The organism is Pseudomonas sp. IPO3747 (genome assembly GCF_013385245.1).
GTDB classification, from domain to species: domain Bacteria; phylum Pseudomonadota; class Gammaproteobacteria; order Pseudomonadales; family Pseudomonadaceae; genus Aquipseudomonas; species Aquipseudomonas edaphica.
Genome location: NZ_JACAQL010000023.1, coordinates 1 through 16,185, shown reverse-complemented (window position 1 = coordinate 16,185; position 16,185 = coordinate 1). Strand labels below are relative to the sequence as shown.

Below are 16,185 nucleotides of genomic sequence, written 5' to 3'. Positions count from 1 at the left end.
GTATACCTTAAACAGACGCGTCAATCAGCCCTTGGGTGGCTCTGGCTCGGTAGAAAGTGCCAGATCCACGCGTTCGAGCAGGTCACGCACTTGCTCACGCGTCGAGCCGCTGGCCTGCACGTCAGGCCGTTCCTGCTTATGCAGCAGATCGTGGGTAATGTTCAGTGCGGCCATCACGGCGATACGGTCGGCGCCGATGACTTTGCCGCTGCTGCGGATTTCACGCATCTTGCCGTCCAGATAGCGGGCAGCACTCACCAGATTGCTGCGTTCTTCCTGGGGGCAGATGATCGAATATTCTTTGTCGAGGATCTGCACGGTAACGCTATTGCTTGAACTCATGAGTCTTGCTCCAGGGCCTTCAGGCGCGAAATCATCGATTCGACCTTACGCCGGGCGATTTCGTTTTTTTCAATGAGGTGAGCGCGTTCCTCGCGCCAGGTCTTTTCCTGAGCTAATAGGAGTCCGTTTTGACTCTTAAGTTGCTCGACCCGATCAATTAGCAGTTCGAGTCTGGCCATCAGCGCTTGCAGGTCGGTGTCTTCCATTGGGTTCCACTGGATTTGTCTGATGAATGGCAACTTCAGGATAAACGATCTGACGCCCTCGATAGTCTTGGTACGTCTGCCGGTGCTAGGATACAGCGCTTCATTCTAGACATTGCGCCGTCTGGCGCCTAGCTCACCATGCCTATTCAGAACTCCCCGTACGACGCTTTTTCCAAACTGCTGAGCTCCAGCGGTCATCCTTGCTCGCCTGCCGAACTGCACGGCGTGCTGTTGGGCCGCAGCTGCACGGGCGTTGGCTTCGATGCCGACAACTGGCTGGCCGATGTGGCCGAGCTGCTGGAAACCGAACCTACCGAGAACGTGCGTAACGCGCTGATCGGCCTGCAAGAGATGGTTAAAGGCGAGCTGACCGGTGATGACGTCACCGTCGTTCTGCTGCTGCCGACCGACGATGCACCGCTCACCGAACGCGCTGCAGCATTGGGCCAATGGTGCCAGGGTTTCCTGCACGGCTTCGGTGTGAATGCCGGCGGCCTGGAACTGAGCACTGATGCCAAAGAAGTGTTGCAAGACCTGGCGGCCATCTCCCAGGTGCAAGATGCCCTGGAAGAATCCGAAGACGGTGAAGGCGACTATATGGAGGTGATGGAATACCTGCGTGTCGCGCCGCTGCTGTTGTTCACCGAGACCAAAAAATCCGCTGAGCCCGCCGCACCCAAGCCGTCGCTGCACTAAGTAAGGAAGCCCATCTGCCCATGATCCATATCCCGAAAGCGGAATACACCCGTCGCCGCAAGGCGCTCATGGCGCAGATGGAACCCAACAGCATCGCGATCCTGCCGGCCGCCGCCGTGGCCATCCGCAACCGTGATGTCGAGCACGTCTACCGCCAGGACAGCGATTTCCAGTACCTGAGCGGCTTCCCTGAACCTGAAGCGGTGATCGTGCTGATGCCCGGTCGCCAGCATGGCGAGTACGTGCTGTTCTGCCGCGAGCGCAACGTCGAACGCGAACTGTGGGACGGCCTGCGCGCCGGCACCGAAGGCGCCATTCGCGACTTTGGTGCTGACGATGCGTTCCCCATCACCGATATCGACGACATCCTGCCCGGCCTGATCGAAGGCCGCGACCGGGTGTATTCGGCCATGGGCAGCAACGCCGAATTCGACCGGCATCTGATGGAGTGGATCAACGTGATCCGTTCCAAGGCGCACCTGGGCGCCCAGCCGCCGAACGAATTTGTTGCCCTGGATCATCTGCTTCACGACATGCGCCTGTATAAATCGGCGGCAGAAGTGAAGGTGATGCGCGAGGCTGCGCGAATTTCCTGTGCGGCCCACGTCAAGGCGATGCAGGCCAGCCGCGCCGGGCTGTATGAGTTCAGCCTCGAAGCCGAGCTGGATTACGAGTTCCGCAAGGGCGGCGCGAAGATGCCGGCCTATGGCTCCATCGTCGCCGCCGGGCGCAACAGCTGCATCCTGCACTACCAGCAGAATGACGCGCTGCTCAAGGACGGCGACCTGGTGTTGATCGACGCCGGTTGCGAGATCGACTGCTACGCCAGCGATATCACGCGCACGTGGCCGGTCAGCGGCAAGTTTTCGCCCGAACAAAAGGCGATCTATGAAATTGTGCTGGCCTCCCAGGAAGCCGCCTTCGCCCAGATTGCACCGAACAAACATTGGAACCAGGCCCACGAGGCGACCGTGCAGGTCATCACCGCCGGGCTGGTGAAGTTGGGGCTGTTGCAAGGTAACGTCGACGAGTTGATCGCCAGCGAAGCCTACCGTGCCTTTTATATGCACCGCGCCGGCCACTGGCTGGGCATGGATGTGCACGATGTGGGCGAATACAAAGTGGGCGGTGAATGGCGTGTGCTGGAAGTGGGCATGGCCTTGACCGTGGAGCCGGGGATTTATATTTCGCCGGACAACCAGAACGTGGCAAAGAAATGGCGTGGCATTGGCGTACGCATCGAGGATGACGTGGTAGTGACCAAGCAAGGCTGTGAAATTCTGACCGGTGGTGTGCCTAAAACTGTCGCTGAGATCGAAGCGCTGATGGCGGCTGCCCGATGAGCCGGGTCAACCTGGCGATTATCGGTGGTGGCCTGGTGGGCGCCAGCCTGGCGTTGGCCTTGCAGGCCGGTGCCAAGGCACGGGGTTGGAAGATCGTGCTGATCGAGCCATTTGCCCCAGGCGACACTTACCAACCGAGCTACGATGCACGTTCTTCGGCGTTGTCTTACGGTGCCCGTCAGATCTATCAGCGCCTGGGTGTGTGGCAGGACATCTCCCGCCGCGCCGAGCCGATCAAGCAGATCCACGTGTCTGACCGTGGGCGTTTCTCGACTGCGCGCTTGTCCGCCATGGAGGAGGGCGTGCCGGCCCTCGGCTATGTGGTGGAAAACGCCTGGCTCGGACAGTGCCTGTGGCAAGGCCTGGACAAAGAGGTGGTGAGTTGGCGTTGCCCGGCGGAAGTCACGCGTATGGAGCCGCTGCCCGACGGCTATCGCCTGACCCTCAACGATGAAACCGTGCTGGAATGCGACCTTGCGGTATTGGCCGACGGTGGTCGCTCCGGTTTGCGCGAGCAGTTAGGTATTGGCGTGAAAACCCGCCCGTACAACCAGAGCGCGCTGATCGCCAACATCACCCCCAGCGAAGCCCACAACGGCGAGGCCTTCGAGCGCTTTACCGATGAAGGCCCGATGGCCCTGTTGCCGTTGCCGGACAACCGCTGCGCGCTGGTATGGACGCGCATCGGCATGGACGCCCAGCGTTTGGCCAACCTCGACGAGCGCAGTTTCTTGAGCGAACTGCAGGGCGTGTTCGGCTATCGCCTGGGCACCCTCAAGCAAGTCGGCGCACGGCACCTGTACCCGCTGACGCTGGTGGAGGCCGAAGAACAAGTGCGCTCGCACCTGGCGATCCTCGGCAATGCCGCCCACAGCCTGCACCCGATTGCCGGGCAGGGGTTCAACCTGTCCCTGCGCGATGCCAATGCCTTGGCCGAAGCCTTGTTGGCCGGGCCGCAGGTGCCGGGCGACTTGGCGACCTTGCAGCGCTACCGCGAAAGCCAGCATCTGGACCAGAAGCTCACAGTGGGCTTCTCCGATCAAGTCACACGCCTGTTTGGCAGTGCCCAGCCGTTAGTGGCTTTGGGCCGCAACATGGGCCTGCTTGGCCTGGACCTGCTACCGCCGGCCAAACGCTGGTTCGCCCGTCAGGCCATGGGCTTGGGTACGCGCCCCGATGCGTAAGTGGTTGATCCAACGTTTGGGTAAAGCGCGGCTGTTGCGTTGGGTCATGACCCTTTATCCGCCTTATCTCGGGGCGGGGATAAGCGTGCAGCACATGAGCGCTGACTTTCGTCATGTCAAAGTGCGCATGGGCTTGGGCTGGTACAACCGTAATTACGTCGGCACGCAATTTGGCGGCAGCCTGTATTCGATGGTTGACCCGTTCTACATGTTGCTGTTGATGGAGAACCTGGGCCGCGACTACATCGTGTGGGACAAGGCCGCGAGCATCGACTTTGTGTCGCCGGGCAAAGGCCCGGTGTACGCCGAGTTCTCCATCGACGACGCCTTGCTGGACGAGATTCGCCGGCAAACCGAAGGTGGCGAGAAGTACCTGCCCCACCTCAAGGTCGAGATTCATGACGGCTCCGGCACCCTGGTGGCGCGGGTCGACAAAACCCTTTACGTGCGGCGCAAGCCGCCAGCAAAGCAGGCTTAAAGCATGGACATGCGCGCAGATGTGCTGATTGTCGGGGCCGGAATGGTCGGAAGCGCCCTGGCGCTCGCGTTGCAGGGCAGTGGCCTGCAGGTGCTGCTGCTCGACGGCAGCCCGCTGAGCGTCAAGCCATTTGACCGTGAGGCTGCCTTCGAGCCACGGGTGAGCGCCTTGTCGGCCGCGAGCCAGCGCATCCTTGAGCGCCTCGGCGTGTGGGACGGCATTGTGTCGCGGCGCGCCAGCCCTTATGGCGAGATGCAAGTGTGGGACGGCAGCGGCACCGGGCAGATCCACTTCTCGGCGGCCAGTGTGCACGCCGAAGTGCTTGGGCATATCGTCGAGAACCGCGTGGTTCAGGACGCGCTGCTCGACCGCCTGCATGACTGCGACCTGGGCCTGCTGGCCAACGCCCGCCTGGAACAGATGCGCCGCTCCGGCGATGACTGGCTGCTGACCCTTGCCGACGGCCGCACATTGCGTGCACCGCTGGTGGTCGCCGCCGATGGCGCCAACTCCGCCGTACGCCGCCTGACCGGCACTGCGACCCGCGAGTGGGATTATTTGCATAACGCCATTGTCACCAGCGTTCGCAGCAGCCAGCCCCACCAGCGCACGGCGTGGCAGCGCTTTACCGACACTGGCCCGCTGGCGTTTCTGCCATTGGTGCGCGAGGGGCAGGAAGACTGGTGCTCGATCGTCTGGTCCACCACACCGGCCGAATCCGAGCGCCTGATGGCGCTGGACGACGAAAACTTCTGCCGTGAGCTGGAGCGCGCCTTTGAAGGGCGGCTCGGCACGGTGCTCAGCGCCGATCCACGTGTGTGCGTGCCATTGCGCCAACGACATGCCAAACGCTACGTGGCAGAAGGCCTGGCGTTGATCGGCGACGCGGCCCACGTGATCCACCCGTTGGCGGGGCAGGGCGTAAACCTGGGTTTCCTCGATGCGGCGGTGCTGGCCGAGGTGCTGCTGGCAGCCACTGAACGTGGTGAGCGCCTGGCTGATGTGAAAGTTTTGAGCCGCTACGAACGTCGGCGCATGCCGCATAACCTTGCGCTGATGGCGGCTATGGAAGGGTTTGAGCGCCTGTTCCAGGCCGACCAGTTACCATTACGCTGGCTGCGCAACGCCGGGCTGAAAATGGTCGACCAGATGCCCGAAGCCAAGGCCATCTTCGTCCGCCAGGCCTTGGGCCTGACCGGCGACCTCCCGGAGCTGGCCAAACCCTGAGGGCGCCTGAGTACCCTGTGGGAGCCGGGCTTGCCCGCGATGGGGCCATTGGCCCCAGCACAAATCCCAGCCATGCAACATCTCGTAACGCCTCCACCAAGCGCTACCAAATGTGAGTCCTTATCATTTGCCCTCTTTTTGCAAATGAGAGACCGCACCCATGTTGGCACCCAAGCGCCTCCTGACTGCCCTGGCACTCACCCTTATCGGCAGCACCACCGTGCAGGCAGCCGACGAAGTCGTGGTCTACTCCTCGCGCATCGACGAACTGATCAAGCCGGTGTTCGACGCCTACACCAAAAAGACCGGCGTGCAGGTGAAGTTCATCACCGACAAGGAAGCCCCGCTGATGCAGCGCATCAAGGCCGAAGGCGAGAACGCCACGGCTGACCTGTTGCTCACCGTGGACGCCGGCAACCTTTGGCAGGCTGAGCAAATGGGCATCCTGCAGCCGTTCACCTCGGCGGTGATCGACAAGAATATTCCGCTGCAATATCGCTCCTCTAACCACGCCTGGACCGGCTTGAGCCTGCGTGCGCGGACCATCGCCTATTCCACCGACCGGGTAAAACCCGGTGACCTGACCACTTACGAAGCCCTGGCCGACAAGCAATGGGAAGGCCGCTTGTGCCTGCGCACGGCGAAGAAGGTCTACAACCAGTCGCTGACCGCCACCCTGATCGAAACCCATGGCGCGGCCAAAACCGAGGAAATCGTCAAAGGCTGGGTCAACAACCTCTCCACCGACGTGTTCTCCGACGACATCGCCGTGCTGGAGGCGATCAACGCCGGGCAATGCGACGTGGGCATCGTCAACACCTACTACTACGGCCGCCTGCACAAGCAGAAGCCGGATTTGGCGGTAAAACTGTTCTGGCCGAACCAGGGCGACCGTGGCGTGCATGTGAACCTGTCGGGCATTGGCCTGACTAAGCACGCACCGCACCCGGAAGCCGCCAAGGCATTGGTGGAGTGGATGACCACGCCTGAGGCGCAGCAGATCTTTGCCGACGTGAACCAGGAGTTCCCGGCCAACCCGGCGGTGCCGCCATCGGCGGAAGTGGCGACCTGGGGCAAGTTCGTGGCTGACACCTTGCCGGTGGAAGTGGCAGGCAAGCGCCAGGCTGAGGCTATCCGCCTGATGGATCGCGCCGGCTGGAACTAACTACAATTTGCAGGCAAGCGCCGAACTAAATGTGGGAGCGGGCTTGTGTGGGAGCTGGCTTGCCTGCGATAGCATCACCCAGGTGTAACTGACACACCGAGGTGCTGCTATCGCAGGCAAGCCAGCTCCCACATTGCTTTGTGTTCACCTTGAATTTTTTACCAACCTGAGAGCTAGCCCTTGGCCCACCCCGCCCAACGCCGCTGGTACCTGCCGGTCTTCAGCGTCGCCGCCCTGGTGCTGTTGCCGCTGAGTGTGCTGTTGCTGTCCTGGCAGAGTATCGACGCGCAAATCTGGTCGCACCTGTGGGACACCCAGATGCCACGCCTGCTGGGCAATACCCTCACCCTGGTGCTGGGCGTGGGAGTGGGGGTGACGCTGCTGGGCGTGAGCCTGGCCTGGTTGACCAGCCTCTGCGAGTTTCCTGGGCGGCGCTGGCTCGATTGGGCCTTGATGCTGCCTTTTGCCATTCCCGCCTACGTACTGGCCTTTGTGTTTGTCGGCCTGCTGGATTTCGCTGGCCCGGTGCAAAGCCTGCTGCGTGATTGGTTCGGCACCGGCCTGCGGCTGCCGCGGGTGCGCTCCACCGGCGGCGTGATTATCGTGTTGGTGCTGGTGTTCTACCCCTACGTCTACCTGCTGGCGCGCACGGCGTTTATTGCCCAGGGCAAAGGGCTGATGGAGGCGGCACGTGTGCTCGGGCAATCGCCCTGGCAAGCGTTCTGGCGCGTCGCGCTGCCCATGGCACGGCCGGCGATTGGTGCCGGCGTGGCCCTGGCCTTGATGGAAACCCTGGCGGATTTCGGCGCGGTCTCGGTGTTCAATTTCGACACCTTCACCACCGCCATCTACAAGACCTGGTACGGCTTTTTCAGCCTTTCCAGCGCTGCCCAACTGGCCAGCCTGTTGCTGCTGGTGGTGATGCTGGTGCTGTACGGCGAACGGCGAGCCCGCGGTGCCAGCCGCCCAAGCAACGAGCGGCCACGGGGCCAGGCGTTGTATCACTTGCGAGGGTTCAAGGCGGCAGCGGCCAGCACGTGGTGCGGGTTGGTGTTCGCCTGCGCCTTTGTCATCCCCATGCTGCAACTGGTCGCCTGGTTCTGGCAGCGCGGCCGCTTCGACCTGGATGAGCGCTACACCGGCCTGATCGTTCACACCCTTTACTTAGGCGGTATCGCGGCGCTGATCACGGTCAGCGTGGCGTTGATACTCGCCTTCGCCAACCGGCTGGCGCCGACACGGGCGATTCGCTCTGGTATCAGCCTGGCTAACGTCGGCTATGCCTTGCCGGGTTCGGTGCTGGCGGTGTCGATCATGTTGGCATTCAGCTACCTGGACCGAGAGCTGGTGGTACCGCTCTCGGGGTGGCTCGGCGGCGCGGGCAAACCCTTGCTGCTTGGCAGCCTGTCGGCACTGGTGCTGGCCTATCTGGTGCGCTTTCTGGCGGTGGCCTACGGGCCGTTGGAAAACAGCCTGGCGCGAATCCGCCCGTCGTTGCCCGAAGCGGCACGCAGTCTCGGGGTGAGCGGGCCACGACTGTTTTGCAAAGTGTATCTGCCGTTATTGCTGCCGGGCACGTTGAGCGCGGCGTTGCTGGTGTTCGTCGATGTGCTCAAGGAAATGCCCGCAACCTTGCTGATGCGCCCATTTGGCTGGGACACCCTGGCAGTTCGCATCTTTGAAATGACCAGTGAAGGAGAATGGGCGCGAGCCTCGTTGCCGGCGCTGACCCTTGTGCTGGTGGGGCTGCTGCCGGTCATCGGCTTGATCCGACGCTCTGCGCGGCAAATCGGTTAGGTGCCAGTCCTACGGCTTGCGGCTACAATGCGCGGCATTCGGTGCGCTTCGTCTTTCGGAGCGAGTCGCTGGGCGTGGCTGCAGGCCTTGTAATTCAAGGTGTTCAGCGCAAACAGCAGCTCCGCGCACCTTCGCCAAGCCCGGAAGGAGAAACCCATGGGACAGCGTACGCCTCTGTATGACCTGCATCTCGCCCTCGGCGCGAAAATGGTCGATTTTGGCGGTTGGGATATGCCTCTGCACTACGGCTCGCAAGTTGAAGAACACCATCAGGTGCGACGCGACTGCGGGGTGTTCGATGTATCTCATATGACCGTGATCGATGTCACCGGCCCTCAGGCCAAGGACTGGCTCCAGCACCTGCTGGCCAATGATGTCGATCGTTTGCATGGCTGCGGCCGTGCGCTCTACAGCGCCATGCTCAATGAGCAGGGCGGCGTGGTGGACGACATGATCGTCTACCGCACCGAAGCCGGTTACCGGTTGGTGGTCAACGCAGCCACCCGCGACCAGGATATGGCCTGGATGCAGGCGCAACTGGGCAACTATTCGGTGCAACTGCAGGAGCGGCCCGAGTTGGCCATGCTCGCCATTCAGGGTCCCCATGCCCGGCAGAAAATCGCCGAACTGGTCACCCAGTCGCGCAGCAACCTGATTCATCAACTCAAGCCCTTTGAAGGCCAGGCGGACGGTGACTGGTTTATCGCCCGTACCGGATATACCGGTGAAGACGGCCTGGAAATAGTCCTGCCTGCCGATCAGGCGCCAGGCTTTTTCAACGACCTGGTCGGCGCGGGTATTTCACCCATTGGTCTTGGCGCCCGCGATACCCTGCGCCTGGAAGCCGGCATGAACCTGTATGGTCAGGATATCCACCAGGATGTTTCGCCCTTGGCGGCTAACATGGCCTGGAGCATTGCCTGGGAACCTGCCGGTCGCAACTTCATTGGTCGCAGCGCGCTGCAAGCAGAGCTGGCGGCGGGTGTGCAGTACAAATTGGTCGGGCTGGTACTGGAGGAGCGTGGGGTTTTGCGCGCTCACCAAGTGGTTCGTATCGCCAATGTTGGCGAAGGAGAGATCACCAGTGGTAGTTTCTCTCCTACGCTGAGCAAATCCATTGCCCTGGCGCGCGTACCGACGGCCACCGCCGATCGGGCCGAAGTGGAAATCCGCGGCAAGTGGTACCCGGTTCGAGTGGTCAAACCGACCTTCGTACGCCATGGCAAAACCTTGATCTAACTATTTCCGGCAGGCCAAAGGCCGCTGACATTTCTTCTTGAGGACACAGATTATGAGCGATATCCCAGCTGACCTGCGTTTTGCCGAAAGTCACGAATGGGCCCGTCTGGAAGCCGACGGCACTGTGACCGTCGGGATTTCCGACCATGCACAGGAAGCGTTGGGTGATGTGGTGTTTGTTGAGCTGGCGGAAGTTGGCGCCCAGTTTGAAGCTGAAGGCCAGGCTGGCGTGGTTGAGTCGGTGAAGGCTGCTTCGGATATCTACGCCCCGATTGCTGGCGAAGTGATTGCCGTCAACGAGGAACTGAGTGGCAGCCCTGAGCTGTTGAACACCGACCCTTACGGCGCCTGGATCTTCAAGCTCAAGCCAAGCAACCCGGCCGATCTGGAAAAACTGCTGGATGCTGCGGGTTACAAAGCTGCCATCGGCGAGTAAACACCGGGCGTTGCGCTGCACAAATCAATGTGGGAGCTGGCTTGCCTGCGATGCAGACGCCTCGGTGAATCAGTCACACCGAGGCGTCTGCATCGCAGGCAAGCCAGCTCCCACACTTGATTGTGGCAAGCCAGGATTCTGTACTTAACCCGCTTTCAATACCGCTTTAACCGCCGCAACCGACCGCTCTACGTCCGCCTCTGTCATCGCCGTGAACATCGGCAACGACACGATCAAACGCCCAACACGCTCCGACACCGGGAACATGCCTTCCTTGAAACCCTGCGCCCGATACAGGCTCAGCAGGTGGATCGGCGGGTAGTGATAGCCAATGCCGACGCCATGCGCCTGCATCTGTTCCATGAAGGTGGCGCGTGCCGGCTTGCCATCCTGACGCTCCGGCAATACCAGTTGGAACAGGTGCCAGTTGCTGTTTTCGAAGTCTGCCGGTGGCAGTTGTGCGCCGTATTGCGCTTCGAAATCACTGCCGAAGCATTTGAAGTAGTGGCGCGCCAGGTTCTGGCGATGGGCAGTGATCTTCTCGATATGAGCGAACTGGCCCAGGCCGATGGCTGCGGCAATGTCGGTCATGTTGAACTTGCCGCCCAACACATCTACGTCCAGGCCATCGAAACCCGTGCGGGTAACGCCCTGCAAGCGATATTTCTCGGCCAGGCGGGCTTCTTCGGCATTGTTTAATACCAGGCAACCGCCCTCGGAAGAGGTGATGTTCTTGTTGGCCTGGAAGCTGAAGGATACAAAGTCGCCGGTTGCGCCAATGCGTTCGCCATCCCAGCTGGAACCCAGTGCCTGGGCGGCGTCTTCGACGATACGCAGGTTGTACTTGTTGGCCAGTGCATACAGCATCGGCATGTCCAGGGGCAGGCCCGCCAGGTACACCGGAATGATCGCCTTGGTACGTGGGGTGATTGCAGCTTCTACTTGGGCCAGGTCGATATTGCGGGTTACCGGGTCGATATCGGCAAATACCGGCGTGGCACCGACTTCCAGGATCACGTTGGCAGTGGCGACCCAGGAGATCGGCGTGGTGATGACTTCGTCCCCTGGGCCAATCCCGGCGATGCGCAAAGCAATTTCCATGGTGCAGGTGCCGGAGTTGAACGTCCGCACCGGCCGGCCGCCAAAGTATTCCGACAGCTGTGCTTCGAACGCCTGCACTTTTGGCCCGCTGGTGATCCAGCCCGAGCGCAGTACATCGCCGACCGCCGAGATGGTGGCTTCATCAATGGTAGGTTTGGAAAACGGCAGAAAGGGCTGTTGGCTCATAACGACGAAGGCATCCGTTTCAGATAGGCGATGAGTAATAAACGTATCAGTACCGCATGGTTGCACGGTTCGACTGAATATAGCCTGTCACACGTGAATGAATCGTCATGTTACGAGCAAAAAAATGCCGCTCCCAAAGAGCGGCATTTTTTATGGGCGCTTTACTCGGTCACAGCGTTTTTCGCGAGGATAGCGTTGGCCAATTCCATATCGGTGGCCTTGAGGCCTGGGTTGTCAGCGCGGACTTTCTGCATGGCGGCTTCCAGGTATGGACCGCGGATGCCGCCGTCGCTGGCAACAAAGCTGCCTGCGTCGTCTTGGGCGGCGACCACCAGCTTGTGGTCCTTGAAGGTCAGGTACGTCGAGCCGGTAGTAGCGCCCGATGAAATGACATTACGCCAAAAGCTGTCGGCCATGGCTGAACCGACAGGAAGGGAAAGCACAGCGAGGGTTGCGACAGCATATTTGAAACGCATGATGGGTGACTCCGACTGGGTTATCTGAACAGTTTGATTGTAGTTAGCTCAGTCGAGTTCCATCACTGACTAAACAGTTTCGACCTGTAAAACCACGCCGTCCTGACCAATGACACGTACTTGAGCGCCTATCGGGGTATCCGGGCCAGTGGCCATCCACACGCCATCACCGACTTTTATCTTGCCCCGGCCATCGACGATGGCCTGGTGCACCACAAACGTGCGGCCAACCAGCTCCGAGCCACGCATGTTCAGCCCCGGCTGGTCGCTGACCTTGGCGCTGCTGCGTTGGCGTTTCCACCAATAGACGGCGGTCAAAATCGACAGCACGGCGAACAGCAGCAGTTGCCATTCCAACCCCAGCGGCGGCACCACGAACTTGATCACGCCTACAGCGGCAGCGGCGATGCCCATCCACAGCAGGTAACCGCCGGCGCCGAACACTTCAAGAATCAACAGCACCGTGCCCAGTGCCAGCCAATCCCAGAACGACAGATGCTGCAGGAATTCCCACATGGCAGTTGCCTCAGCCTTTCTTGTTGTCGAAGGTTGCCTTGACGATTTCGCCGATGCCACCGACGGCGCCAATTACCTGGCTGGCTTCCAGCGGCATCAGGATGACTTTGCTGTTGTTGGCCGATGCCAGCTTGCCCAGGGCATCGATGTATTTTTGCGCGACGAAGTAGTTAACCGCCTGCACGTTGCCCGACGCGATGGCCTCGGAGACCACTTGTGTGGCACGGGCTTCGGCCTCGGCCTGACGCTCACGGGCTTCGGACTCCAGGAAAGCCGCCTGGCGACTGCCCTCGGCCTCAAGGATTTGCGCCTGTTTTTTACCTTCGGCCGTCAGGATCGCCGATGCCCGCAGGCCTTCGGCTTCCAGGATCTGCGCACGCTTGATCCGCTCGGCTTTCATCTGGCCGGACATGGCGGCCATCAGGTCGGCAGGCGGGCTGATGTCCTTGATCTCGATGCGGGTGATCTTGATGCCCCACGGCGCTGTGGCTTCATCCACGGTACGCAGCAGCTTTTCGTTGATGCCGTCACGCTGGCTCAGCATGGCATCCAGCTCCATGGAGCCAAGCACGGTGCGGATGTTGGTTTGCAGCAGGTTGCGGATGGCGTGCTCGAGGTTATTGACTTCGTAGGCGGCCTGGGCGGTGTTGACCACCTGGAAGAAGCACACGGCGTCGATCTGCACGGTGGCGTTGTCGGCGGTGATCACTTCCTGCGGTGGAATATCCAGCACGCTTTCCATCACGTTTATCTTGCGACCGATGCGGTCCATGATCGGAATAATGATGTTGAGGCCGGGCTTGAGTGTGTTGGTGTAGCGGCCGAAACGCTCGACAGTCCACTGGTAGCCCTGGGGCACCACTTTAAAGCCCATGAACAGGATGGCAACGGCCAAACCCACGAAAAGAAGCAGTACGGTTCCGATCTGCATAGCGATTCCCTATCTGATGGTGTCAGTGATGCGACGTGTGGCCGATTGTAACGGCCCAGTCACGGATAAGGACGGTTTCACGGGCCAACAATCAAATCATTTGTTTCTGAATCCCCAGGCGTTACCCGTAATACCTCTGCCAGGGTGGTCAGCCCGGCGTTCACTTTGTCGATACCAGCCATGCGCAGGCTGCGCATGCCTTGCTCCACTGAGGCCCGGCGTAGAGCCTGCACGTCGGCACCTGGGGTGATCAGCGCCTTGAACGCCTCGCTCATCGGCATGATTTCGTAGAGCCCGGCGCGGCCTCGATAACCACTTTCGCGGCATTCTGCACAGCCGACAGCTTCATGCGCGGTGCCCGGCGCGCCCACCGCGCGTTTGCAGTGAGGGCATAAAAGCCGCACCAAACGCTGCGCCATCACCCCTATAAGGGTAGCCTTGATCAAATAATGAGCAATGCCAAGCTCCTGCAACCGGCTGATGGCGCTGGGCGCATCATTGGTGTGCAGCGTCGACAGCACCAGATGCCCGGTCAATGCGGCCTGAATCGCCATTTCTGCGGTTTCCCGGTCACGGATCTCACCGATCATGATGATGTCCGGGTCCTGGCGCAGCAGGGCGCGGACGCCGCTGGCGAAGGTCAGGTCGATGTTGTGCTGCACCTGCATCTGGTTGAAGGCCGGTTCAATCATTTCGATCGGGTCCTCTACCGTGCACAGGTTGACCTCGCGGGTTGCCAGTTGCTTGAGCGTGGCGTAGAGAGTGCTGGTCTTGCCGGAGCCGGTTGGCCCGGTGACGAGGATGATGCCGTTGGCCTGGCCGGTCATGGCGTGCCAGCGTTGTTGGTCGTCATCTGACAAACCAAGCTGGTCAAAATCTTTCAGCAGCACCTGTGGGTCGAAAATCCGCATCACCAGTTTTTCACCAAACGCTGTTGGCAAAGTCGAAAGGCGCAGTTCCACCTCTATGCCCGCCGGGCTTTTGGTCTTGACCCGGCCGTCCTGGGGTTTGCGTTTTTCCGCGACGTTCATCCGACCCAGGCTCTTGAGGCGGCTGACCACCGCCATCGTGACCTGAGGCGGAAACTGATACACATCGTGCAGCAGCCCGTCGATGCGAAAACGCACGCGGCCTTGGTCGCGACAGGGTTCGACATGGATATCACTGGCCCGCTGCCCAAAGGCGTACTGCAACAGCCAGTCGACGATAGTGACGATATGCGCGTCATTGGCATCCGGCTCCTGATCGCTGGCGCCGAGGCTGAGCAGTTCGACATTGCCGGCCACCGTCGCCTTTTGATCGGCGCCGCTGACGGATTTGGCCAAGCGGTAGAACTCGCCGATGCAGCGCTCAATAGCCTTGGGGTTGGCGACCACGCGCTTGATTGAGCGCTTGAGCACCTGTGCCAACCCGGCTTCCCAGTCGCGGACATGGGGCTGGGCGCTGGCGACGGTGACGGTCTGCGCATCCACGGCCACCGCCAGGATCCCGTGGCGCTGTGCAAAGGCGTGGGACATCAATGGCACTACCGTTGCCACGTCTATCTTGAGCGGGTCGATACGCAGATAAGGCTGCCCGACCTGCGTGGCCAGCCATTGCGTCAAGGTTTCCAGGCACAGCCCGTGGGCTGCGATGCATGCCAGAGGGTGTTGCTGGGTAGCGGGCGCCGTCGCCAGTGAATGTGCCACCTCTGCGGTTATCAGCCCTTGCTCGAGCAGCGTCGGCAGCAACTGATGCAGTTCCAGGCGGTGAGTGTGCAAGGCGGTAGGCATGGGCATTTCCTGGCAGGCGTCGGGTGTAAACCCAGGCTAGCCTGCCTCCGAACATCCACCTCCCCATGAGTATTGCCGGCTTTTACAGGCTGGCCGCCGTCATCGCTGCAGGCCGCAGAGAGTCAGCTCGCCACACTTCCAGCGAGCAGACGCTGATCAGGTTTCTAATCTTTTCACCGATCACCTGGGCGCGGTGCCAGCTCAAACCGTCCATGACGATATCAATGTTCAACAGGTCGTCTTCACGGCTCACATTGACCTGTTGCGGGGTCAGGAACTGCAAAGCGAAATAGTTGAGCACCCGGCACAGCACGTCCGGCTCGGCCTCGGCGACGATCTGATAATGCGCCTGGCAATGGGCGCTGTTGACAGCCCAGGCGTCGACGCGTGCGGGAGTGTGGGTGGTTTCGACGGCGTGCATGCTGACTCTCCAAATTCGACTGGAGAAATTTTTACATTCGCGGGCGGAGATTTCTTATCTAAGATGGGCTCTATCTGCGATTTATTGAATAGAACAATTCAGGATAAGCACATTCAAAGGTATTTTTATGCACAGTGAGTTGGACGCCTACGACCGCCGTATCCTGGCGCTGCTGCAAGAGGATGCTTCGCTGTCCAGTGCTCAGATCGCCGAACAGGTGGGCCTGTCCCAGTCGCCGTGCTGGCGGCGTATCCAGCGGCTCAAGGAGGAAGGGGTGATTCGCGGCCAGGTCACATTGCTGGACCGCAAGAAGATCGGCCTTAACACGCAGATTTTTGCCGAGGTCAAACTCAACGCCCACGGCCGTTCCAACTTCACCGAGTTCACCGAAGCGATTCGCGGGTTTCCGGAAGTGCTGGAGTGTTATGTGCTGATGGGTGCGGTGGATTTTCTGCTGCGCATCGTCACCTCGGACATCGAGGCGTATGAGCGGTTTTTCTTCGAGAAGCTGTCGATGGTGCCGGGGATTCAGGAGGTGAACTCGATCGTGGCTTTATCGGAGATCAAGTCCACCACCAGCCTGCCAGTCTTGTGCTGATAAGGCCTGCCTCATCGCGGCATAGGTATCTACACAACCGGTTAGTGGCCAGTGGGCTGTTGTGGCGAGCA

18 protein-coding genes are annotated in these 16,185 nt (G+C 60.7%); 10 read left to right on the top strand and 8 right to left on the bottom strand.

The annotated features are described in order from the left end of the window. Positions 1–24: 24 nt before the first annotated feature. Both HX790_RS24570 and HX790_RS24565 read right to left on the bottom strand, forming a co-directional pair. Positions 25–342 carry a cell division protein ZapA gene (locus HX790_RS24570; RefSeq protein ID WP_017135267.1) on the bottom strand — a complete coding sequence of 106 codons (318 nt, stop codon included), beginning with the start codon at positions 340–342 and terminating at the stop codon, positions 25–27. Continuing rightward, entirely contained in the window at positions 339–548 is a 210-nt protein-coding gene (locus HX790_RS24565) for a TIGR02449 family protein (RefSeq protein WP_003177365.1), read from the bottom strand. The genes HX790_RS24570 and HX790_RS24565 overlap by 4 nt, the downstream gene beginning before the upstream one ends. Before the next feature lie 138 nt (positions 549–686). Between HX790_RS24565 and HX790_RS24560 the strand changes: the two genes are divergently transcribed. The 9 genes from HX790_RS24560 (at position 687) to gcvH (ending at position 10,113) form a co-directional block, all read left to right on the top strand. After that, positions 687–1,244, top strand: a complete 558-nt coding sequence (locus HX790_RS24560) for a YecA family protein (RefSeq protein WP_017135268.1) — start codon at positions 687–689, stop codon at positions 1,242–1,244. Between the two features lie 20 nt (positions 1,245–1,264). Next, positions 1,265–2,587 (top strand): Xaa-Pro aminopeptidase, encoded by a 1,323-nt coding sequence (gene pepP, locus HX790_RS24555; RefSeq protein ID WP_017135269.1) that lies wholly within the window; start codon positions 1,265–1,267, stop codon positions 2,585–2,587. Next, the gene (gene ubiH, locus HX790_RS24550; protein ID WP_099550295.1) at positions 2,584–3,771 is read left to right on the top strand and encodes a 2-octaprenyl-6-methoxyphenyl hydroxylase; all 1,188 of its coding nucleotides are present in this window, start codon (positions 2,584–2,586) and stop codon (positions 3,769–3,771) included. The genes pepP and ubiH overlap by 4 nt, the downstream gene beginning before the upstream one ends. After that, positions 3,764–4,249 carry a DUF4442 domain-containing protein gene (locus tag HX790_RS24545; RefSeq protein WP_017135271.1) on the top strand — a complete coding sequence of 162 codons (486 nt, stop codon included), beginning with the start codon at positions 3,764–3,766 and terminating at the stop codon, positions 4,247–4,249. The genes ubiH and HX790_RS24545 overlap by 8 nt, the downstream gene beginning before the upstream one ends. A 9-nt stretch (positions 4,250–4,258) precedes the next feature. Beyond that, the gene (locus HX790_RS24540; protein WP_171045819.1) at positions 4,259–5,476 is read left to right on the top strand and encodes a 2-octaprenyl-3-methyl-6-methoxy-1,4-benzoquinol hydroxylase; all 1,218 of its coding nucleotides are present in this window, start codon (positions 4,259–4,261) and stop codon (positions 5,474–5,476) included. 160 nt (positions 5,477–5,636) lie between these two features. Then, a complete protein-coding gene (locus HX790_RS24535) occupies positions 5,637–6,641 on the top strand; it encodes an extracellular solute-binding protein (RefSeq protein ID WP_017135273.1) in 1,005 nt (334 codons plus the stop codon). A 180-nt stretch (positions 6,642–6,821) separates the two neighbouring features. After that, complete coding sequence (locus tag HX790_RS24530) at positions 6,822–8,438, top strand: iron ABC transporter permease (protein ID WP_176992321.1); 1,617 nt, start codon at positions 6,822–6,824, stop codon at positions 8,436–8,438. A 156-nt stretch (positions 8,439–8,594) separates the two neighbouring features. Further along, the gene (gene gcvT, locus HX790_RS24525) at positions 8,595–9,677 is read left to right on the top strand and encodes a glycine cleavage system aminomethyltransferase GcvT (RefSeq protein ID WP_017135275.1); all 1,083 of its coding nucleotides are present in this window, start codon (positions 8,595–8,597) and stop codon (positions 9,675–9,677) included. Between the two features lie 52 nt (positions 9,678–9,729). Continuing rightward, a complete protein-coding gene (gene gcvH / locus HX790_RS24520; protein WP_017135276.1) occupies positions 9,730–10,113 on the top strand; it encodes a glycine cleavage system protein GcvH in 384 nt (127 codons plus the stop codon). A gap of 144 nt (positions 10,114–10,257) precedes the next feature. Here gcvH and HX790_RS24515 read toward each other — a convergent pair whose 3' ends face one another. From HX790_RS24515 to HX790_RS24490, 6 genes are all read right to left on the bottom strand, one after another. Beyond that, positions 10,258–11,400: a DegT/DnrJ/EryC1/StrS aminotransferase family protein gene (locus tag HX790_RS24515; protein ID WP_056860748.1), complete on the bottom strand. Its 1,143-nt coding sequence runs from the start codon at positions 11,398–11,400 to the stop codon at positions 10,258–10,260. A gap of 161 nt (positions 11,401–11,561) precedes the next feature. Then, the gene (locus tag HX790_RS24510) at positions 11,562–11,876 is read right to left on the bottom strand and encodes a DUF2388 domain-containing protein (protein ID WP_017135278.1); all 315 of its coding nucleotides are present in this window, start codon (positions 11,874–11,876) and stop codon (positions 11,562–11,564) included. Positions 11,877–11,945: 69 nt separating this feature from the next. Then, positions 11,946–12,392, bottom strand: coding sequence for an NfeD family protein (locus HX790_RS24505; RefSeq protein ID WP_017135279.1), 447 nt, complete (start codon positions 12,390–12,392; stop codon positions 11,946–11,948). A gap of 10 nt (positions 12,393–12,402) precedes the next feature. Further along, on the bottom strand, positions 12,403–13,323 hold the full coding sequence (locus tag HX790_RS24500; protein ID WP_017135280.1) for an SPFH domain-containing protein: 921 nt from the start codon (positions 13,321–13,323) through the stop codon (positions 12,403–12,405). A gap of 77 nt (positions 13,324–13,400) precedes the next feature. Continuing rightward, positions 13,401–15,095 carry a GspE/PulE family protein gene (locus HX790_RS24495; protein WP_176992320.1) on the bottom strand — a complete coding sequence of 565 codons (1,695 nt, stop codon included), beginning with the start codon at positions 15,093–15,095 and terminating at the stop codon, positions 13,401–13,403. Positions 15,096–15,177: 82 nt separating this feature from the next. Beyond that, complete coding sequence (locus HX790_RS24490; RefSeq protein WP_017135282.1) at positions 15,178–15,516, bottom strand: hypothetical protein; 339 nt, start codon at positions 15,514–15,516, stop codon at positions 15,178–15,180. Positions 15,517–15,643: 127 nt separating this feature from the next. Here HX790_RS24490 and HX790_RS24485 point away from each other — a divergent pair, with 127 nt between their 5' ends. Then, the gene (locus tag HX790_RS24485) at positions 15,644–16,114 is read left to right on the top strand and encodes an Lrp/AsnC family transcriptional regulator (RefSeq protein ID WP_138451844.1); all 471 of its coding nucleotides are present in this window, start codon (positions 15,644–15,646) and stop codon (positions 16,112–16,114) included. Positions 16,115–16,185 lie beyond the last annotated feature (71 nt).

Excerpts from the sequence above, each read along its gene's own strand:
- HX790_RS24565 (WP_003177365.1), bottom strand. The coding sequence starts at position 548 with ATGGAAGACACCGACCTGCAAGCGCTGATGGCCAGACTCGAACTGCTA.
- HX790_RS24495 (WP_176992320.1), bottom strand. The coding sequence starts at position 15,095 with ATGCCTACCGCCTTGCACACTCACCGCCTGGAACTGCATCAGTTGCTG.
- HX790_RS24570 (WP_017135267.1), bottom strand. The coding sequence starts at position 342 with ATGAGTTCAAGCAATAGCGTTACCGTGCAGATCCTCGACAAAGAATAT.
- gcvT (WP_017135275.1), top strand. The coding sequence starts at position 8,595 with ATGGGACAGCGTACGCCTCTGTATGACCTGCATCTCGCCCTCGGCGCG.
- HX790_RS24505 (WP_017135279.1), bottom strand. The coding sequence starts at position 12,392 with ATGTGGGAATTCCTGCAGCATCTGTCGTTCTGGGATTGGCTGGCACTG.
- pepP (WP_017135269.1), top strand. The coding sequence starts at position 1,265 with ATGATCCATATCCCGAAAGCGGAATACACCCGTCGCCGCAAGGCGCTC.
- HX790_RS24510 (WP_017135278.1), bottom strand. The coding sequence starts at position 11,876 with ATGCGTTTCAAATATGCTGTCGCAACCCTCGCTGTGCTTTCCCTTCCT.
- ubiH (WP_099550295.1), top strand. The coding sequence starts at position 2,584 with ATGAGCCGGGTCAACCTGGCGATTATCGGTGGTGGCCTGGTGGGCGCC.
- HX790_RS24540 (WP_171045819.1), top strand. The coding sequence starts at position 4,259 with ATGCGCGCAGATGTGCTGATTGTCGGGGCCGGAATGGTCGGAAGCGCC.
- HX790_RS24535 (WP_017135273.1), top strand. The coding sequence starts at position 5,637 with ATGTTGGCACCCAAGCGCCTCCTGACTGCCCTGGCACTCACCCTTATC.
- gcvH (WP_017135276.1), top strand. The coding sequence starts at position 9,730 with ATGAGCGATATCCCAGCTGACCTGCGTTTTGCCGAAAGTCACGAATGG.
- HX790_RS24515 (WP_056860748.1), bottom strand. The coding sequence starts at position 11,400 with ATGAGCCAACAGCCCTTTCTGCCGTTTTCCAAACCTACCATTGATGAA.
- HX790_RS24485 (WP_138451844.1), top strand. The coding sequence starts at position 15,644 with ATGCACAGTGAGTTGGACGCCTACGACCGCCGTATCCTGGCGCTGCTG.
- HX790_RS24560 (WP_017135268.1), top strand. The coding sequence starts at position 687 with ATGCCTATTCAGAACTCCCCGTACGACGCTTTTTCCAAACTGCTGAGC.
- HX790_RS24500 (WP_017135280.1), bottom strand. The coding sequence starts at position 13,323 with ATGCAGATCGGAACCGTACTGCTTCTTTTCGTGGGTTTGGCCGTTGCC.
- HX790_RS24490 (WP_017135282.1), bottom strand. The coding sequence starts at position 15,516 with ATGCACGCCGTCGAAACCACCCACACTCCCGCACGCGTCGACGCCTGG.
- HX790_RS24545 (WP_017135271.1), top strand. The coding sequence starts at position 3,764 with ATGCGTAAGTGGTTGATCCAACGTTTGGGTAAAGCGCGGCTGTTGCGT.